The sequence below is a fragment of the Streptomyces sp. NPDC017056 genome, assembly GCF_044332485.1.
In the GTDB taxonomy this organism is placed as follows: domain Bacteria; phylum Actinomycetota; class Actinomycetes; order Streptomycetales; family Streptomycetaceae; genus Streptomyces.
In genome coordinates this window covers 254,622-271,868 of record NZ_JBIRPD010000010.1, presented here as the reverse complement: position 1 = coordinate 271,868, position 17,247 = coordinate 254,622, and the positions used below count along the sequence as shown (strand labels likewise).

Here is a 17,247-nt window from a genome sequence, read left to right as displayed (position 1 = left end):
GTGTCACCTCTGTGGGGGAGGTGGCACGGGGTTCCCCGCCGCGGGCCGGTCGCCCAGCTCTCAGCCGCAGTTGCCGCCGTCCGGTGCGCCGGCGAAGCGCGCGGCCAGCCAGTCGGCGGCCGGGACGGCGCCCGCGACCGCGCCGGCGACGTGCTCGCCCAGCGGTACCGCGGACCACCGCACGCCCGCGCCCCTGCCGCACCAGTCGGCGCGCAGCCGCTTGCCGACGCCGTACGGGATCAGCTCGTCGAGCGTGCCGTGGTAGAGGAAGACCGGCGCGTCCGGCTTGCGCGTGCCGAGGTCGGAGGAGCGCAGCCGCCGCTGCCAGTCGGCCTCGTGCAGCGGGTTCCTGACGGTGACGTCGGAGATCTTCTTGAAGGCTCCGGCGATGGCGTCGATCGCCACGCAGTGCTTCTTCACGAAGCCGACGTAGTACCGGCCCTTGTCGTTGAGGTACTTCGCCAGGTCCAGTTCGGGGAAGGCGGCGTCCTGGCCGACGGCGGCCATCAGGATCAGCCCCGCGCCCACGTTGCCGTCGTTGAAATCGGCGACCTTGAGCAGGTCGGCCGGGACGCCGCCGGCCGCGGTGCCCTTGACCTTCAGCTCGGGCGCGTACGCAGCGTGCAGCTCGGCCGCCCAGCCGGACGCCTGGCCGCCCTGCGAATAGCCCATGATCCCGACAGGGGAGTCCGCGGTGACGCCCGCCGCGACGGCGCCGGGCAGCCGCTGGGCGGCGCGGGCCGCGTCCAGGACGGCCTGCCCCTCGGCGCGGCCGACGGTGTACGTGTGCTCGCCCGGCGTGCCCAGACCCTCGTAGTCGGTGACGGCGACCGCCCAGCCGCGGGCCGTGAGCAGCTGGACGAGGTTGGCCTCGGCGGTGGTGCCCTTGGGGAAACCGGCCGAGGGCGCGCACTGGTCCGCGATGCCGACCGTGCCGACGGCGTAGGTGACCAGCGGGCGGGGCCCCGTACGGCCGTCGTCGGGGACGATGACGGTGCCGGACACGACGTTCGGGGCGCCTTCGGCGGTGGTCGAGCGGTACTCCACGTGCCAGGCGCGCGTGTGCGTCGGCTGGCCCGGCAGGGGGTGGAACGAGGTGGGGGAGGAGGTCACGATGTCGCCGGGGCGCGCGCTGTCCCGCTGGGCGGCCGCGGTGTTCGTGAGGCCGAGCGAGAGGGCGAGCGCCGTGGCGGCGGCGAGGGCGGTGGAGCGCAGCGCGCGGGGCGCGCGCCGCGCATGGGGGGTGCGTGGCACCATGCGGCTCTCCCAACGGTCCGGAGGTGCGAAACGGTTGGGGTGACCGTAGTGACGGGAGGGCGGGCCGGGAGCTGACCGGGACGCTCAGCTTTGCTGACCCGGCGGAGCGCTCCACGCGACGTCCCGGGCGGTGTGCGGGCGCAGCCGGTACGCGCCCGGCGTGGTGCCCGTCCACCGCCGGAACGCCCGGTGGAACGCGGTGTCAGCGGAGAACCCGAGCCGCGCCGCCAGCTCGGCGATCGGCTCCCGCCCCGCCACCAGCGAGCTGATCGCCGCGTCCCGGCGCACCACGTCCTTCAACCGCCGGTACGAGGTCCCCTCCTCCTGGAGCCGGCGGCGCAGCGTCGCCGGGCTCACCGCCAGGCGGGCCGCCACCTCGGCGGCTTCCGGCAGCCGCGCCGGGCCCGCGGTGCGCAGCGCCTGGCCGAGCGTGCGCCGCACCCGCTCGGTGACGGTCGTGCCGTACTCCCGCAGGCTCAGCAGGTCGGCGGGCGCCCGCCGCAGCAGCGCCGTCAGCGCGGCCTCGTCGCGTACGACCGGGGCGGCCAGCCAGCGGGCGTCGAAGGCCGCCGCGGTGCAGGGCGCCCCGAACCGCACCTCGCAGCCGAACAAAAGTCCGTATTCGTGGGCGTGGGCGGGCGCCGGGTAGGCGAAGTGGGCCCGGCGCAGCGGTATGCGGCGGCCGATCAGCCAGCTGGAGAGCCGGTGCCAGATGATCATCACGCACTCGGAGAGGAAATCGCCCTCGTCGTACGGGCGCAGATCGCTGCGGAGCGCGAAGACCGCGGCGCCGTCGGCGGACCCGGGTGTCACCGCCATCTCGGGCCCGCCGGGGAACAGCCCGTAGAACTGCACGGCCCGCTCCAGCGCCGTACCGAGGTCGGGGCAGCCCAGGCAGGCCAGGCCCATCATCGCGAAGGTGCCGTGCCGGCTGGGCGCCGGGCCGAGCCCCAGGAACTCGTCGCCGGTCGCCCGCCGTACCTCCCTGACCAGCCGGGAGAACCGGTCCGGGGCGACGCGCGCCCGCTCGTCCCCGAGGAGCAGCGGTGGTATCCGGGCCGCCTGGAGGAGGGGGACGGTGTCGATGCCGAGCCGCCGCGCACCGCTCAGCGCGGCCCGTACGTGGTGCACCGCGATGGTTGCCCCGGTCATGACAAATCACGGTAGCCGCAGTGCGCGCGGAGGTCAGGGGTGGCGACCGCGAAAAAGCAAAGGCAGGGGCCCCGTCCCCCTCCCCGAAGGGAGGGAGCGGGGCCCCTTGGGTACTGCTAGAACGACCGCGATCGGTCGGACCGGGCAAATCAGACCGGCGTGACGTTCTCCGCCTGCGGACCCTTCGGGCCCTGCGTGACGTCGAAGTTCACCTGCTGGTTCTCCTCCAGGGAGCGGAAGCCAGAGGCGTTGATCGCAGAGTAGTGAACGAAGACATCCGGGCCGCCGCCGTCCTGGGCGATGAAGCCGAAGCCCTTTTCAGCGTTGAACCACTTCACGGTTCCGGTAGCCATAAGCCCTCCTTGGGCCAAAGGGTTGCCCTGCTCCAGAACCTGCAAGAAGTCTGAAAACTACAAAAGCCTGCGGCGTCACATGCTCCGCAGGCTCTGTACTGCAAGGGAAACCAAACTGCAACTTGCGCTGAGCCTAGCACGGGCCGCTGTTGAGGCGGAAGAGCCAAAGATCACGTTTACCGGTGCGGTGCGGCGGCTACAGACGGACCCGCCGCATCGTTCGGCGCACATCAGGTCTAGCCTCCGCATGTGGACAATTCAACCGTTGGAGACGCATCCGCAGGAGCCGCCGCCGGCCACCGCCGGTCTCGGCCGCGGGTGGGTCACATCCAGTTCCTGAACTGCATGCCCCTGTACTGGGGCCTCGCGCGTACGGGCACGCTGCTCGACCTGGAGCTCACGAAGGACACCCCGGAAAAGCTCAGCGAACAGCTGGTTCGCGGCGATCTCGACATCGCCCCGGTGACCCTCGTGGAGTTCCTGCGGGCCGCCGACGACCTGGTCGCCTTCCCCAACCTGGCGGTCGGCTGCGACGGCCCGGTCATGTCCTGCGTGATCGTCTCGCAGAAGCCCCTGGAGGAGTTGGACGGGGTCCGGGTCGCGCTCGGCTCGACCTCCCGTACGTCTGTACGGCTGGCCCAGCTGCTGCTGGCCGAGAAGATCGGCGTGACCCCCGACTACTACACCTGCCCGCCCGACCTCGGCCTGATGATGCAGGAGGCGGACGCCGCGGTGCTGATCGGGGACGCGGCGCTGCGCGCGAACCTGCACGACGCGCCACGGCTCGGCCTCCAGGTGCACGACCTGGGGCAGATGTGGAAGGAGTGGACGGGCCTGCCGTTCGTCTTCGCCGTGTGGGCGACCCGGCGCGACTACCTGGAGCGCGAACCGGAGGTCGTGCACAAGGTGCACGAGGCGTTCCTGGCCTCCCGCGACCTGTCGCTGGAGGAGGTCGGCAAGGTGGCGGAGCAGGCCGCGCGCTGGGAGACCTTCGACGAGAAGGTGCTGGAACGCTACTTCACGACGCTGGACTTCCGTTTCGGTCCGGACCAGTTGCGCGGTGTGGCGGAATTCGCCCGCCGGACGGGAGAATCGACCGGGTATCCGGCGGATGTGCGGGTGGATCTGCTGGCGGAACCACCGCGTTAGGCACCGAATGCCGGGCGGTGAATTCCGGGCATACGGAAGGCGTACAGAACGCGTACGGAGGGCGTAGGAGTTCCGTAGGGAAGCCGGACGCCCTCCGTAGCGAAAATGGAGAAAGTCGTACGAATTGCCGTTCGCGGGTTATGCCGCGGGCGTCGGCCCCGGCATCACCTTGCTGATCCATTCCATGGTTCCGTCATCCATGCCGCGCACATACGTCTTGGCGTTGTGGTCGCCACCTTCGATCACCTGTAGGCGGGTCTTGATCGGCCCCTTGCCGTAATTCTTCATAAAAGCCTCCAGCTTGGCCCGGCCGCTCTCCTTGGTCCCGATCTGGAAGGCGATGTGCACGTCCGGCGCCCCCGGCTTCGCCAGCAGTTCCTTGGCCAGCTGTGCCGGGTCGTTGGCCCGCTGCTCCTTCGGGTGGCCGCGCCACAGCGGCGAGTCCGGCCGGGTGTCGGGGCCGCTGGCGATCACGGCCTTGAAGCGGTCGGGGTGCTGGAGCACCTGCTTGAGGCCGACGAAGCCGCCGGACGAGGAGCCCATGAACGCCCAGCCGTCCCGGGACGCGAAGGTACGGAAATTGGCCTTGACCAGGTCCGGCACGTCGTCCGACATCCAGGTGCCCATCTTCGGCTGCCCCGGGATGTCGCTGCCGTCGTAGTAGTTCTTGTCGTCCGCGTTCAGGACCGGCATGACGACGATGAACGGCTTGCTCTTGCCCGACTTCGCCCACTCGCTGATGCTGCTCTGCAGCTTCAGGTCGGTTCCCATCCAGTAATTGACCGGGTAGCCGGGGCCGCCGGGCAGCGCGACGAGCACCGGAAACGCGCTCTTGGCGTACCTCTCCTCGTAGTACTCCTTGGGCGCCCACACCCAGACCTTGCCCGTGAAACCGGACTTCTTCCCGTGCAGCGTGGTCACACCGATCCTGGTCCCGTCGTCCAGCGTGTTCGCCGTCGTGAACCGCGCCGGCGGGCCCGTGGGCATCCGCACACCCGGGTCGGCCGCGCCGGCGGACCCGCCGCCCGCACCGCCGCCCTCCGGACGGGGCTGGTCGAACGACATCGGCTTGCCGTTGCCGGAGAAGACGCCGAAGTGCTTGAGCACGGGCACGGCGGCCAGCCCGAGGACGGCCACGACCGCACCGGCCAGAAGCAACCGCCGCTTGCGCCGGCGCGGCCCGCGGTGGCCGGGCCCGCGCGGGGGCCGCTCCCCGGAAGGATGCTGCACTGAGGTACTCCGGTCGGTGCGCTGCCCCGTAGGACAAGTCGGACGGTTGCTGGCGTTTCACCTCTTTGGAGCCGCAAACGGCTGTACGGGTTCACCGGACCTGGCATGACCTGGGTCATAGGCTGGGGCGTCCGGGCCGGCAGGGGGAGGCGAAGCCATGGAGCCGCTGGGAGCGGACGATCCGCGCGTCATCGGTGCGTACCGGCTGCTGGGCCGGCTCGGCGCGGGCGGCATGGGCCGGGTCTACCTCGGACGCAGCGCGGGCGGCCGCACCGTCGCGGTGAAGTCCGTACACGCCAGGTTCGCGGTCGACGACCGGTTCAGGGCCCGCTTCCGGCGCGAGATCGAATCCGCGCGCCGGGTCGGCGGCGCCTGGACCGCGCCCGTACTGGACGCCGACCCGGACGCGCCCGTCCCCTGGGTGGCCACCGGCTACGTGGCCGGCCCCTCGCTCACCCGGGCCGTCGACGACTTCGGCCCGCTGGACGAGCACGCCGTACGGGCGCTGGGCACCGGGCTCGCCGAGGCGCTGGCCGTCGTGCACGCCCTCGGCCTGGTGCACCGTGACGTCAAACCGTCCAACGTCATGCTCACCCTCGACGGCCCGCTGCTGATCGACTTCGGCATCGCCCGCGCCACGGACGGCGGCGCCTCCCTGACCACCACCGGCGTCTCGGTCGGCTCGCCCGGCTACATGGCGCCCGAGCAGATCCTCGGCCGGGACGTCACCGGCGCCTGCGACGTCTTCTCGCTCGGCGCGGTGCTGGCCTTCGCGGCGACCGGCACCGGCCCGTTCACCGGGGACAGCTCCGCGGCCCTCCTCTACAAGGTCGTCCACGAGGAAGCCGAGCTGGGTGCGCAGCTCACCGGCGAGCTGCGCGAGGTGACCGCGGCCTGCCTGGCGAAGGAGCCCGGCGACCGGCCCACCCCGCAGGACATCGCGCGGCGGCTGGGCCGGGCAGCGGACGGGGCGGCCGCGCCGGGGCGCACCGGATGGCTCCCGGCGCCCCTCGTGGAGCGGGTCAGCCGGCAGGTGGTGGAGCTGCTGAACCTGGACGCGCGCACCGGGGACCCCGGCAGCGCCGGCTCCTTCGGCCCGCCCGACCCTTCGTACGACGCGCTCCCGGCCGCCTCGAACGGTGCGGTTTCGAACGGGGCGGCCTCGAACGGGGCGGTCTCGCACGGTGCGGCCTCGCCCACCCCGCCCCCGCCCTCGTACCAAGCGACGAACCCGCACCCCTCCTACGCCGCCCCCACCGCCCCCACCGCCTCCGCCCAGCGCCCGGCCCCCGTGGCAGCCGCCATCCCGCCCCAGCAGCCCGCCTGGCCGGCCGCCGGGCCGCCCACGCCGCCCCCCATGCCCGCCGAGCCGCCCGCCGCCGTCAAGGAACGCCGCCTCAGCCTCGGCGGCGTCGCGGGCCGCCGCCGGCTCAGCTGCACGCTTGTACTCTCCGTGGCCGGCGCGCTCGCCGCGGCGACGACCGCCGCGTTCGTCTTCCAGGTGCTGCCCGGTCAAGGCGGTGACGACCACAAGGACGCCACCGCGAAGCCGCCCGGCAGCGGACAGACCCCGTCCCCGGGGAACACCCGGCCGCCCGGGGACGCCCTCCCCGGGAAGACGGCCGTTCCCCAGCCCTTCCTCGGCACGTGGACCGGCACGGTCCTCACCCGCCACAACCTCCCCAACGGCACCATCACCAGCACCATCACCCCCGGCGTCAAGGGCGACTACGTGGTCCGCACCACGTACGACTTCGTGATCGCCCAGTGCGAGGCCAAGGCGAAACTGGTGTCCGCCACCGCCACCACGCTGACCCTGGAGGAGCGCGCGGACGGCAAACCGGGCCCCGGCTGCACCGGCGCGAAGGCCGCCGTGACGTACACCCTGGACAAGGACGGCACGCTCTCCTTCGCCTCCGACGACGAGGCGGGCGGCCGGCCGCGCGCGTCCTTGAAGAAGGCCGGCGGCTGAGCGGCCGGCGGTGCCACCCCGGCCGCCGCAGGTGGTGTCAGAGTGCTGGCGTACGCTGGTTCGGTCGTTATGCCCGCCTCCGAAGGGACGCCCGGTGACCGAGAACGCCGACCTTCAGTCCGTACTCGACCGCGCCGCGGCAGGCGGGCGGATCACGCCCGAGGAAGCGCTCGACCTGTACCGCTCCGCGCCGCTGCACGCGCTGGGCGCCGCCGCCGACGCCGTGCGCCGCCGCCGCTACGCCGGCACGGAGCACATCGCGACGTACATCATCGAGCGCAACATCAACTACACCAACGTGTGCGTGACGGCCTGCAAGTTCTGCGCGTTCTACGCCGCGCCCAAGGACACCGCCAAGGGCTGGACCCGCGACCTCGACGACATCCTGCGCCGCTGCGCCGAGACCGTCGAGCTGGGCGGCACCCAGATCATGTTCCAGGGCGGCCACCACCCCGACTACGGCGTCGAGTACTACGAAGAGCACTTCTCCGCCATCAAGAAGGCGTTCCCCCAGCTGGTCATCCACTCCCTCGGCGCCTCCGAGGTCGAGCACATGGCCCGCATCTCCAAGGTCTCCGTCGAGGACGCCATCCGCCGCATCCACGCCGCGGGCCTGGACTCCTTCGCCGGCGCCGGCGCCGAGCTGCTGCCGGAGCGCCCGCGCAAGGCCATCGCCCCGCTCAAGGAGTCCGGCGAACGCTGGCTGGAGATCATGGAGACCGCCCACAACCTGGGCGTCGAGTCGACCTCCACCATGCTCATGGGCACCGGCGAGACCAACGCCGAGCGCATCGAGCACCTGCGCATGATCCGCGACGTCCAGGACCGCACGGGCGGCTTCCGCGCCTTCATCCCGTACACCTACCAGCCCGAGAACAACCACCTCAAGGGCCGCACCCAGGCGACGATCTTCGAGTACCTGCGCATGATCGCCATCGCCCGGATCTTCCTCGACAACGTCGCCCACATCCAGGGCTCCTGGCTGACCACCGGCAAGGAGATCGGCCAGCTCTCCCTGCACTACGGCGCCGACGACCTCGGCTCGATCATGCTGGAGGAGAACGTGGTCTCCTCCGCCGGTGCCAAGCACCGCTCCAACCGCCAGGAGATCATCGACCTGATCCGCAAGGCCGGCCGCGTCCCCGCGCAGCGCGCGACCACCTACGAGCACCTGGTCGTGCACGACGACCCGGCCAACGACCCGGTCGACGAGCGCGTCGCCTCGCACATCTCCTCCACCGCCATCGAAGGCGGCACGGCGCACCCCGAGCTGAAGCTCGTCGAAGCCAACTGAGGCCAGGCCAGGACCCGCCCGTGAGCCCCGCGTGCTGACGATCCACCGCGTGCACGGCGTCCGCCGCGCCCCCGACGGCGCCACGGACCCCGGGCACGCGGTCGTCGTCTCCGGCGACCGCGTCGAGGCCGTCGGCCCGTACGAGGAGCTGTACGAGCGCTACGGCGACCGTGCCCGCGTACGCGACTGGAACGGCGTCCTGACACCGGGACGCCACGAACCCGACGGCGCGGCGCTGCTCGAAACCGCCTACCACCCCGACCCGCGCGAGGCCGGCGACCTGGGCACCGCCCCCCTCACCGGCGCCGCGCTCACCGCCCTCGGCATGACCGAAACCCGCTGGGGCGCGAGCGCCCGCCGGGGCGTGCAGCGCCTGCTCGCCACCGGCACGACATCCATCGCGGGCCCCTTCACCCGCCCCGCCGTCCGCACCGCGGTAGCCCGCTCCGGCCTCCGCGACCAGCCCGGCCCGCGGCCCCTCACCCCCGGCGCCCCGGCCGACTTCGCCGTGTTCGCGGAGGACGGCCGGTGCCTGGTGACGGTGCTGGGCGGGCGGCTGGTGTACCGGGGACGCTGAGCGCCAACCCCGCCAACCCGTCACCGCCGAGAAGCCCGCCCGTCACTTCGTGTGACGGTACTGTCGTATTCAGGACCGTGATCCGCACTCGCGTCCACACTCGCGTCCATGGGAGCAGTGATGAGCACTGACCGGCGGCTGGAGAAGGCGACTCCGGAGACCTGGATGAACCCGCCCGGGGGGCGGTGGGCATACGACCAGGTGAAGCATCTGGAGCTCCCCTTCGACTGGGAACTCGTGGACGGAGTGATCGTGGTTCGGGGGATGGCCAATTGGTGGCACGACGAAGTCCGGGACGAACTGCGAGACCGCTTCAAATCGGCCGTGCCCGACCCGGACCACGGGGTCAACGTCGAGCGCTGCGTCATGCTGGACGACTTCATCGTGATCAAGCCTGATGTCGTGATCTACGACAGGCGTGGCCTCGACCTCTTCACCATGGACTGCACACCGGCCGCCCACGTGAGACTCGCGGTGGAAGTGGTGTCGCCCGGCTCGGCGGTCGACGACCGGGTTCGCAAGCCGGCGCTCTACGCAGCGGCGGGAGTGCCGTACTTCTGGCGCGTGGAGCGGGGTGCCGACAATTGCCCCGAGGTGCACGAGTACTGGCTGCACTCCGGCACGGGCGAATACGTGTCGGCCCCCGAGCACCCTTGCCACAAGGGAAAGCTGGAGACCGACCGCCCCTTCCCGATCGGCATCGACCTGATGAGTGTCGTCGGCTTCTGACCCCGTCAGAATCCCGTGAAGGCGCCCGCGTCCTGCGTCAGGGCCCCGTCAACACAACCGGAACCCCGCCTCCCGCCCGGCAGGATCTTTCTCGCGGGGACGGCCGATTCGGCCGCTCACGATGCTTCGCGCACGACGCTGCACCGCTGGACCGCCCGGATGTTCTGAGGGGGGCATCGGGCCGTCCCCGTCCAAAGCCTTCCGGAGCCGTAGGGGACAATGGCCGGGTGACCCGAGCCTCTCTGGACAAGCAGCCGCACGACGTCGCCGCGATGTTCGACGACGTGGCGGCGCGCTACGACCTCACCAACGACGTGCTCTCCCTCGGGCAGGCGCGGCTGTGGCGCAAGGAGGTGGAGCGGGCCGTCGCGGCACGCCCCGCCGAGCGCGTGCTCGACCTCGCCGCCGGTACGGGCACCTCCTCGCTGCCCTTCACCCGCACCGGCGCCTACGTCGTCCCCTGCGACTTCTCCGTCGGCATGCTGGGCGAGGGCAAGAAGCGCCGCCCGTGGATGCCGTTCGTGGCCGGCGACGGGATGCAACTCCCCTTCGCCGACGACGTCTTCGACGCCGTCACCATCTCCTTCGGGCTGCGCAACGTGCAGGACACCGATGCCGCGCTCGGCGAGCTGTACCGGGTCACCAAGCCCGGCGGCCGCGTCGTCATCTGCGAGTTCAGCGAGCCGACGTGGGGCCCGTTCCGTACGGTCTACACCGAGTACCTGATGCGCGCGCTGCCGCCGGTCGCGCGCGCGGTGAGCAGCAACCCCGACGCGTACGTCTACCTGGCCGAGTCCATCCGCTCCTGGCCCAACCAGCCGGCGCTGGCGGCACGCCTCCAGCAGGCGGGCTGGGCGGAGGTGGCCTGGCGCAACCTGACCGGCGGCATCGTCGCCATGCACCGGGGCACGAAGCCGGGCGCGTAACGACACGTAGCGACGCGCAACGGCGGAGGGGGCCACGGCCGCACGGACCCGACGGCCCCCTCACCTCTCGCCCCCCTCGCCCCCCTACCTCCTCCTCACAGGTCCAGCCGGAAGCAGTACCCCTCCCGCCCGGACGGCGTACGGAACGTTTCCGCATGCCGCATCCCGAGCCGCCGCGTCACCGCGACGGACCGCTCGTTGCCGGCCGCCACCATCGCGACCACGCTCCGTACCCCCGCGGCCCGTACGGCCTCCAGGGCCGCATGCGCGGCCTGGGTGGCGTACCCCCGGCCCCAGTACGCGCGGCCCAGCCGCCAGCCGATCTCGACCTCACCCACCGGCCCCCAGTCGTGCGGCCACGGCTGCGCGCCCGTGAAGCCCAGGACGGCGCCGTCCGCCTCCCCCTCCGTACCGACCATCGAGTACATACAGAACCCGTGCTCGGCGTGGTGGCGGCGCTGCCGCGCGGCCAGCTCCTGATACTCGGACAGCTCGGCCGGGGCGCCGCCGTGGAACTCCATCACCTTGGGATGGTCGAACACCCGGTGCCAGTGCCAGGCGTCCTCCTCGGCCGGGACCCGCAGCGTGAATCCCGTGGCGGACTGCGGCGCCGACGCCGACTGCGACTGCGACTGCGACTGCGACGGAGGCTGTGACTGCGACGGAGGCTGTGACTGCGACGGCGGCTGCGTGTGCGGCTGTGCCTCTTGCCGTGGTTCGAGCATGGACCAACCAACCCTTCAGATCCTGATCACATACGCCCCCATAGACTGCAGGGGCCCAGTGCCGGTCGGCACCCAGATATCGACTTCCGGGAGACCCCGCCGTGACCGAGTCCGCGACTGAGTCCGTGAGCGAGTCCGTGACCACCCCCCGCTCCGAGTACACCGCGGACGTCATCGTCGTCGGGGCCGGCCCCGCCGGCTCGACGACCGCGTACCACCTCGCCAAGTCGGGCCTGGACGTCCTCCTCCTGGAGAAGACAGCCTTCCCGCGCGAGAAGGTCTGCGGCGACGGCCTCACGCCCCGCGCCACCAAGCAGCTGATCTCCATGGGGATCGACATCTCCGAGGAAGCCGGCTGGCTGCGCAACAAGGGCCTGCGCATCATCGGCGGCGGCAACCGCCTCCAGCTCGACTGGCCCGAGCTGGCCTCCTACCCGGACTACGGCCTGGTCCGCAAGCGCGACGACTTCGACGAGCAGCTGGCGCAGCAGGCGCAGAAGGCCGGTGCGCGCCTGTACGAGCGCTGCAACGTCGGCGCGCCGGTGATCAACGACCTGACCGGCCGTATCGAGGGCGTCCAGGCCAAGCTGGGCGAGGAGAAGACGCCGGTCACCTTCCACGCCCCGATCGTGGTCGCCGCCGACGGCAACTCCACCCGCCTCTCCCTGGCGATGGGCCTGCACCGCCGCGAGGACCGCCCGATGGGCGTCGCGGTCCGCACGTACTTCACCTCGCCCCGCCACGACGACGACTACCTCGAATCCTGGCTGGAACTGTGGGACCGCCGCGGCGCCCAGGACCGCCTGCTCCCCGGCTACGGCTGGATCTTCGGCATGGGCGACGGCACGAGCAACGTCGGACTCGGCGTCCTGAACACCTCCGCCGCCTTCAAGGAGCTGGACTGGCGCGAGATCCTCAAGGCGTGGTGCGCTTCCATGCCCGCCGACTGGGGCTACACCCCGGAGAACATGACCGGGCCGATCCGCGGCGCCGCGCTCCCCATGGCCTTCAACCGCCAGCCGCACTACACCAAGGGCCTGCTCCTGGTGGGTGACGCGGGCGGTCTGGTCAACCCGTTCAACGGCGAGGGCATCGCGTACGCCATGGAGTCCGGCGCCATCGCCGCCGAGGTGATCGTCCAGGCCCAGGCCCGCGCCACGTACGCCCAGCGCGAGCTGGCCCTCCAGCGCTACCCGAAGATCCTCAAGGAGACCTACGGCGGCTACTACTCCCTCGGCCGCGCCTTCGTGAAGCTCATCGGCAACCCGAAGGTCATGAAGATCGCCACCCAGCGCGGCCTCACCCACCCCCTCCTGATGCGCTTCACCCTCAAAATGCTCGCCAACCTCACCGACCCCACCGGCGGCGACGCCATGGACCGCGTAATCAACGGCCTGAGCAAGGTCGCCCCCAAGGCGTAGGGGGGGCGGTCGTACGGGGCGAGTGCGCGTATTCACGCCCGGGCAGCGCGGGTGGGCGTAGCGTGGATGTCCCAGCGAGCGTGGCGCCTCAGGGGGCGCGCGGTGAGGGAGGTGCGGTGTGACTGAGCCCGCAGGCCGGGGGGACGGCGACGCCTACGCCCCGAGGCCCGGCCGGAGCCCCGACGCGCTGCGGCTGGCGTTGGCGCGTCTCGCACCGCACCGGCTGGCCGAGATGGAGCAGCAGAAGAACGAAGCCTTCGAACTCGCCGCCAAGACGGAAAGCCTCGGCCCGATCCGTGGGTGGCTGACCGTATGGGCGGGTGAGGTCGAGGTGGAGCGGCGCCCCGACCTGCTGTCCAGGCGCCGTGCCGCGGAGCACTCCCTCCAGACGCTCGACCGCGGCGACCCGGATTGGAGCGCTGCCAGGGACGAACTGGTGGCCGTCCTCCGCGAGGCCCGCGAGGCGTCGGGGTGAGCTGGGGCTGGGAGTACAGCCCAAGCGAGGAACACGTCGCCGACGGTGCTCCTCCTGCTCTGTTGGTACAGATCGAGGAGAAGGCGGCCGAGCTGCTCCGCGCTGCAGAAGCTCTGTACGTGCACGGGACGGCGTACGAAGGTCTGTCGCCACAGGGCGGTACCGCCTTCGTCGAGGGCGGCATGTTCGATTACCAGGTGCTGCCGAGGCACGAGCGGGTCTACATCCTCCAAGTGACCGCCTGGTAGAGCGCCGTTCCTGCATCGAATGATGTACCCCCTTCTCGTCGTTGGGGACGAAGAAATGGGAGGTTGGCGCCCTGACGATGGTGTGAAAGTGGGCACCGGGGGCGGGAGACGGCGTGGTGGAGACGGTTGGGGTTGCGGGGCGTCCGGTGGCGGGCGGGGTGGGGGCTCGCGGGGCGCGGTTGCCGTTGTTGGACGTGTTGCGCGGGGTGGCGATCCTCGGGACGTTGATGACCAACGTCTGGATCTTCGCGTCGCCCGGCGCGGAGTGGGGCGGCGTCCTCAACGGCAGTGCCGCCGGGGCGGGGGCGGCGGAGGGGGCCTTCCGGTTTCTGGCGGACGGCAAGTTCCTGTCGATGCTGACGATTCTCTTCGGCGTCGGCCTGGCCATCCAGTTCCAGTCCGCCGCGAAGCGCGGCCTGCGGTGGCCCGGCCGGTACAAGTGGCGCGCGCTTTTCCTGTTCGTCGAGGGCACCGTGCACTTCGTGCTCGTCTTCGCGTGGGACGTGCTGATGGGGTACGCGGTCGTCGCCCTGTTGGTGGCCTGGCAGCTCACTCGTTCCGTACGTACGCAGCGGGTCCTGATGTGGACGGCGGCAGCTGTGCATGTGGCGGTGTTGGGGTTGTTGACCGTCTTCGCGATGGGGGGCGGAAAGGGAGAGGGAGATGGCGGGAGTGGGGGTGGGGTTAGTGGGCTTGTTGTCGGGTTGTATGCCGAGGGAGGGTATGGGGAGCAGGTCCTGTTTCGGTTGGAGAACGCGATCGCTCTGCGCATGGAGCCGGTGATCTCTTTCGCGTTGCTGGTCTTTCTCTTTCACCTCGGCGTGCGGCTTTTCCGTGCGGGCGCGTTCCGGCCGGACGCGGACGGCCGGCGCATCCGGCGGCGGATGTGCGGGTGGGGGTTGGGGGTTGGTGTTCCGCTGAACTTGGCCGCTGCGGCGGGTGGTTCGGAATTTTTCATGGTGGGTCGGTACGGGGCTGCTCCCATCGTCGCCATCGGCTACATCGGCCTGGTCGGTTTGATCGTCGACCGTGTGCGCCGTCCGGGCCCGCTGACGGCCGGACTCACCGCCATCGGCCGTACGGCACTGTCCTGCTACGTGCTCCAGAACGTGCTGTGCGTGCTGGCCTGTTACGGCATCGGTCTCGGCCTGGCCGCGCGCTGGGCGGACTACGGCCCGTGGTGGGTGATGGGCTTGTGGGCCGTGGTGTGCGTGGTGCTGTTCACGGGGGCCCAACTATGGCTGCGGCGCTTCGAGTACGGGCCGCTGGAGTCCGTGCAGAAGCGGTTGCTGCGCCGCTGAGCGGGAGCGCCACGACCGGGTGGGTTTCCGTCGTACGGCGGTCGCGGCAGTCGCGGCAGTGGCCCGGGGTCGGGGAGCGGAAGGGCCGGTCGCAGCCGTCGCAGTCCTGGAACGGTATGGGCCGCGCGGCGTCCGGGGCGTCCGGTACGGGCGCCAGGGGGAGCGGCGGCGGCAGCCACTCGGTGAGGCGGTGCTCCAGGAGGGCGGCCGGGCGGTAGATGGTGCCTTCGGGGAGTGCCGAGGCGAGCGTGCGGGTGATGTGTTCCGGGGCCACGCCGCGGTCGAGCCAGGCCGTCACGGCTGGGGCCAGGCGGTGTACGTCGCGTACGGAGAGCGTCAGGCGCGCGTCCTTGGTGCGCAGCCGGGTGAGGAGGTCTGTGGCCGGGGTGGGGATGAGGGTGGGCGGCTGCGGCGGCGGCTGCGGTTGCAGTTGCGGGAGAGGCTGCGGGGGTGGTGGTGGGGGTGGCTGCGGTTGTGGGGGCGTCTGTGGCTGTGGTGGTGGGGGTGGAGGGGGGTCCGGCGGGGGCGGAGTCGGTGAGGGTGGGGTCGAACCCGGGCGTTCGTAGTACGTGGTTCGGGTGACAATCCGCTGGCCTGGCGCGCGCTCGCGGCGGCGTTCCAGGTAGCCCGCCTCCTCCAGCTCGTTGAGGGCCTGCGCGATCCGGTACTCCGACTCCGGGAAGTGCGCGGCGAGCATCCGGATGCTGATGAGGGCGCCGTCGGGCAGTGCCTGGATGCGTACGGCGAGGCCGATGGCGACGGCGGAGAGGGTGGGGTGGAGGGCGAGGTGGTTGCCGACCACGGTGAAGCAGGAGGTGTGGCGGTGACGCACATGGGTGACACCGGCGGACGAACGGGCGGCGGCCGCGGTGGGGCGCGCGTTAGACTCACGTCGAGTCATGGGGAAGAGGTCGCTTCCTCTTGATAGGCCCTCGGCAATGGGATGGCAGTCCCGTCGGGGGCCGTTCTTTTTGGCCTTGTGGCGCGAACGTACAGCTTCCGGGCCCCGTAAGCGAGCTGGTCACCTGATCAGGTGACAAAGCCCAATTGAGGGGGAAGGGGGGAGGGTTGGTGGGTTCTTTCCCCGGTTCTTTAAGGGGCTCGCGGATCACCGGGGCGCCGTTCGCCGGGACACCGCTCACCGGGTCACGAATACCGCGACCCGGTGGGGCGCGTCACACGGAACGACCAGCGGAATGACCACCGGAACGGCCAGCGGGACGGCCAGCGGAACGGCCACCGGAACGACCAGCCAAATGGCCACCGGAACGGTCATCGGGACAGTCATCGGGACAGTCACAGGGACAACCATCGGGCCGGCCGCCGAAGCGGTCGTCTTTTACGGCTCCGACGAACCCCCTCCACGCGTCCTGCGAAAACAACAACGCCGGCCCGGCAGGGTTTTTGCTGTCGCGGACGGGGGTGACGGCGCCCGGTCCGTTGTCGGCGACCTCGACGCAACTGCCCCCTTCGCCACCGCTGTAACTGGACTTGCGCCACGCGGAGAGGCCCGACGTGTCGGACAAGTGGTTAGTGGTCACGTGCGTACTCCTCAGCGACTGCTTCGAGCAGGTGGTGGGAGGCCGGCAGGGACAGTGCGGCGGCCCGCGCGAGATCGTATGAGTACCGGTACTTCTGCACCGTGGCCGGATCGTCCTCCAGCCACCCGGTGTGCAGCGCCTCCACGTAGGCCACGTCGGGCTCTTCCGCGAAGCGCATCAGGCTGAGCATGCTGCTCATGGTCGCGTGCGCTCCCGCGCCGTGCGGCACGACCTGCACCTGCACCCTGCCGCTCTGGGCGAGCCGCGCGAGCGCGGCGACCTGGTCGCCCATGACCGCCGGCCCGCCGACGGCGGCGCGGATGACGTTCTCGCTGAGGATGACCCACACCCTCGGCTGTCCCGCCTTGTCGAGGATGCGGGCCCGGCCGCGCCGGTTGACGACGAGCTGGTCGATCTCGGCGGGCGGGCGGCTCGGCTGGTAGGCGCGGAAGACGGCGCGGGCGTACGCCTCCGTCTGTAAGATCCCGGGAACCAGGGTGGCCGCGTATTCCTCGATGACGGTGGCGCGTTGTTCCGCTTCCGCGGCCGCCGCGAAGAAGTCGGGAAAACGTACCGCATTCAACGTCCGCCGCATTCGGTAGAAGAACGTGCCGGTGCCCAGGGCGTCGTCCAGCCGCATGGCCACATCCGACGGCGGCTTTCGGCGGCCCGCCTCATAGTGGGCGATCAACGAGCCCGAGCAGAATGCCCGTTCACCCAGTTGCTCTTGAGTCATTCCGGCGTCCTCGCGCCGGATTCTCAGCTCCTCCCCGTAGAACTCCCTCGGAGATTGCGTCGGTTCGGCGCCACGTGCACACCCCATGGCTCAACGCCCTTCTTGACAAGCAAGGTTGGAGGGTCGCGCGCACTCCTCAGGCTACGCATCCCCCGCCACGC

At 71.1% G+C, this 17,247-nt stretch carries 18 protein-coding genes and 1 pseudogene; 10 read left to right on the top strand and 9 right to left on the bottom strand.

Features of this window, described 5'->3' with window-relative positions:
* Nucleotides 1–60: 60 nt before the first annotated feature.
* The 3 genes from ACH4OW_RS20405 to ACH4OW_RS20395 form a co-directional block, all read right to left on the bottom strand.
* A complete protein-coding gene (locus tag ACH4OW_RS20405) occupies nt 61–1,257 on the bottom strand; it encodes a lipase family protein (protein WP_398029375.1) in 1,197 nt (398 codons plus the stop codon).
* Between the two features lie 84 nt (nt 1,258–1,341).
* The gene (locus ACH4OW_RS20400) at nt 1,342–2,409 is read right to left on the bottom strand and encodes an AraC family transcriptional regulator (RefSeq protein WP_398029373.1); all 1,068 of its coding nucleotides are present in this window, start codon (nt 2,407–2,409) and stop codon (nt 1,342–1,344) included.
* Between the two features lie 149 nt (nt 2,410–2,558).
* A complete protein-coding gene (locus ACH4OW_RS20395) occupies nt 2,559–2,762 on the bottom strand; it encodes a cold-shock protein (protein ID WP_003984261.1) in 204 nt (67 codons plus the stop codon).
* 249 nt (nt 2,763–3,011) lie between these two features.
* Here ACH4OW_RS20395 and ACH4OW_RS20390 point away from each other — a divergent pair, with 249 nt between their 5' ends.
* Nucleotides 3,012–3,911 (top strand): menaquinone biosynthetic enzyme MqnA/MqnD family protein, encoded by a 900-nt coding sequence (locus tag ACH4OW_RS20390; RefSeq protein WP_398029371.1) that lies wholly within the window; start codon nt 3,012–3,014, stop codon nt 3,909–3,911.
* A gap of 138 nt (nt 3,912–4,049) precedes the next feature.
* On the opposite strand, the gene ACH4OW_RS20385 is transcribed toward ACH4OW_RS20390, so the two are convergent.
* Nucleotides 4,050–5,141 carry an alpha/beta hydrolase gene (locus tag ACH4OW_RS20385; protein ID WP_398029370.1) on the bottom strand — a complete coding sequence of 364 codons (1,092 nt, stop codon included), beginning with the start codon at nt 5,139–5,141 and terminating at the stop codon, nt 4,050–4,052.
* 157 nt (nt 5,142–5,298) lie between these two features.
* On the opposite strand from ACH4OW_RS20385, the gene ACH4OW_RS20380 reads away from it, so the two are divergent.
* The 5 genes from ACH4OW_RS20380 (at nt 5,299) to ACH4OW_RS20360 (ending at nt 10,639) form a co-directional block, all read left to right on the top strand.
* A complete protein-coding gene (locus tag ACH4OW_RS20380) occupies nt 5,299–7,113 on the top strand; it encodes a serine/threonine-protein kinase (RefSeq protein WP_398029368.1) in 1,815 nt (604 codons plus the stop codon).
* Between the two features lie 94 nt (nt 7,114–7,207).
* Complete coding sequence (gene mqnC / locus ACH4OW_RS20375) at nt 7,208–8,407, top strand: cyclic dehypoxanthinyl futalosine synthase (RefSeq protein ID WP_360124750.1); 1,200 nt, start codon at nt 7,208–7,210, stop codon at nt 8,405–8,407.
* Nucleotides 8,408–8,438: 31 nt separating this feature from the next.
* Nucleotides 8,439–8,984, top strand: coding sequence for a hypothetical protein (locus tag ACH4OW_RS20370; RefSeq protein ID WP_398029365.1), 546 nt, complete (start codon nt 8,439–8,441; stop codon nt 8,982–8,984).
* Nucleotides 8,985–9,104: 120 nt separating this feature from the next.
* The gene (locus ACH4OW_RS20365; RefSeq protein ID WP_360124744.1) at nt 9,105–9,713 is read left to right on the top strand and encodes a Uma2 family endonuclease; all 609 of its coding nucleotides are present in this window, start codon (nt 9,105–9,107) and stop codon (nt 9,711–9,713) included.
* Between the two features lie 227 nt (nt 9,714–9,940).
* The gene (locus ACH4OW_RS20360) at nt 9,941–10,639 is read left to right on the top strand and encodes a demethylmenaquinone methyltransferase (protein WP_360124741.1); all 699 of its coding nucleotides are present in this window, start codon (nt 9,941–9,943) and stop codon (nt 10,637–10,639) included.
* Nucleotides 10,640–10,734: 95 nt separating this feature from the next.
* Here the strand turns inward: ACH4OW_RS20360 and ACH4OW_RS20355 are convergent, their stop codons facing one another.
* A complete protein-coding gene (locus ACH4OW_RS20355) occupies nt 10,735–11,364 on the bottom strand; it encodes a GNAT family N-acetyltransferase (protein ID WP_398029363.1) in 630 nt (209 codons plus the stop codon).
* A gap of 137 nt (nt 11,365–11,501) precedes the next feature.
* Here ACH4OW_RS20355 and ACH4OW_RS20350 point away from each other — a divergent pair, with 137 nt between their 5' ends.
* The 4 genes from ACH4OW_RS20350 to ACH4OW_RS20335 all read left to right on the top strand — a co-directional run bounded on the left by ACH4OW_RS20350 (nt 11,502) and on the right by ACH4OW_RS20335 (nt 14,809).
* Complete coding sequence (locus ACH4OW_RS20350) at nt 11,502–12,785, top strand: geranylgeranyl reductase family protein (RefSeq protein WP_360125017.1); 1,284 nt, start codon at nt 11,502–11,504, stop codon at nt 12,783–12,785.
* Nucleotides 12,786–12,903: 118 nt separating this feature from the next.
* Nucleotides 12,904–13,260 carry a hypothetical protein gene (locus tag ACH4OW_RS20345; RefSeq protein WP_398029361.1) on the top strand — a complete coding sequence of 119 codons (357 nt, stop codon included), beginning with the start codon at nt 12,904–12,906 and terminating at the stop codon, nt 13,258–13,260.
* A complete protein-coding gene (locus tag ACH4OW_RS20340) occupies nt 13,257–13,508 on the top strand; it encodes a hypothetical protein (RefSeq protein WP_398029359.1) in 252 nt (83 codons plus the stop codon). The genes ACH4OW_RS20345 and ACH4OW_RS20340 overlap by 4 nt, the downstream gene beginning before the upstream one ends.
* A gap of 113 nt (nt 13,509–13,621) precedes the next feature.
* The gene (locus ACH4OW_RS20335; RefSeq protein ID WP_398029358.1) at nt 13,622–14,809 is read left to right on the top strand and encodes a DUF418 domain-containing protein; all 1,188 of its coding nucleotides are present in this window, start codon (nt 13,622–13,624) and stop codon (nt 14,807–14,809) included.
* On the opposite strand, the gene ACH4OW_RS20330 is transcribed toward ACH4OW_RS20335, so the two are convergent.
* From ACH4OW_RS20330 to ACH4OW_RS20315, 4 genes and pseudogenes are all read right to left on the bottom strand, one after another.
* Entirely contained in the window at nt 14,730–15,710 is a 981-nt protein-coding gene (locus ACH4OW_RS20330; RefSeq protein WP_398029356.1) for a hypothetical protein, read from the bottom strand. The genes ACH4OW_RS20335 and ACH4OW_RS20330 overlap by 80 nt on opposite strands.
* A 237-nt stretch (nt 15,711–15,947) precedes the next feature.
* Nucleotides 15,948–16,097, bottom strand: a complete 150-nt coding sequence (locus ACH4OW_RS20325) for a hypothetical protein (protein ID WP_398029508.1) — start codon at nt 16,095–16,097, stop codon at nt 15,948–15,950.
* A gap of 61 nt (nt 16,098–16,158) precedes the next feature.
* Nucleotides 16,159–16,350 (bottom strand): annotated as a pseudogene (locus ACH4OW_RS20320) (DUF397 domain-containing protein); the annotation flags it as partial.
* Nucleotides 16,340–17,173 carry a helix-turn-helix transcriptional regulator gene (locus tag ACH4OW_RS20315; protein WP_360124727.1) on the bottom strand — a complete coding sequence of 278 codons (834 nt, stop codon included), beginning with the start codon at nt 17,171–17,173 and terminating at the stop codon, nt 16,340–16,342. The gene ACH4OW_RS20315 and the pseudogene ACH4OW_RS20320, both read right to left, overlap by 11 nt.
* Nucleotides 17,174–17,247 lie beyond the last annotated feature (74 nt).

Coding starts and splice junctions, on each gene's coding strand:
- ACH4OW_RS20330 (WP_398029356.1), bottom strand. CDS start 15,710: ATGACTCGACGTGAGTCTAACGCGCGCCCCACCGCGGCCGCCGCCCGT.
- ACH4OW_RS20395 (WP_003984261.1), bottom strand. CDS start 2,762: ATGGCTACCGGAACCGTGAAGTGGTTCAACGCTGAAAAGGGCTTCGGC.
- ACH4OW_RS20355 (WP_398029363.1), bottom strand. CDS start 11,364: ATGCTCGAACCACGGCAAGAGGCACAGCCGCACACGCAGCCGCCGTCG.
- ACH4OW_RS20380 (WP_398029368.1), top strand. CDS start 5,299: ATGGAGCCGCTGGGAGCGGACGATCCGCGCGTCATCGGTGCGTACCGG.
- ACH4OW_RS20315 (WP_360124727.1), bottom strand. CDS start 17,173: ATGGGGTGTGCACGTGGCGCCGAACCGACGCAATCTCCGAGGGAGTTC.
- ACH4OW_RS20405 (WP_398029375.1), bottom strand. CDS start 1,257: ATGGTGCCACGCACCCCCCATGCGCGGCGCGCGCCCCGCGCGCTGCGC.
- ACH4OW_RS20365 (WP_360124744.1), top strand. CDS start 9,105: ATGAGCACTGACCGGCGGCTGGAGAAGGCGACTCCGGAGACCTGGATG.
- ACH4OW_RS20400 (WP_398029373.1), bottom strand. CDS start 2,409: ATGACCGGGGCAACCATCGCGGTGCACCACGTACGGGCCGCGCTGAGC.
- ACH4OW_RS20325 (WP_398029508.1), bottom strand. CDS start 16,097: ATGACTGTCCCGATGACCGTTCCGGTGGCCATTTGGCTGGTCGTTCCG.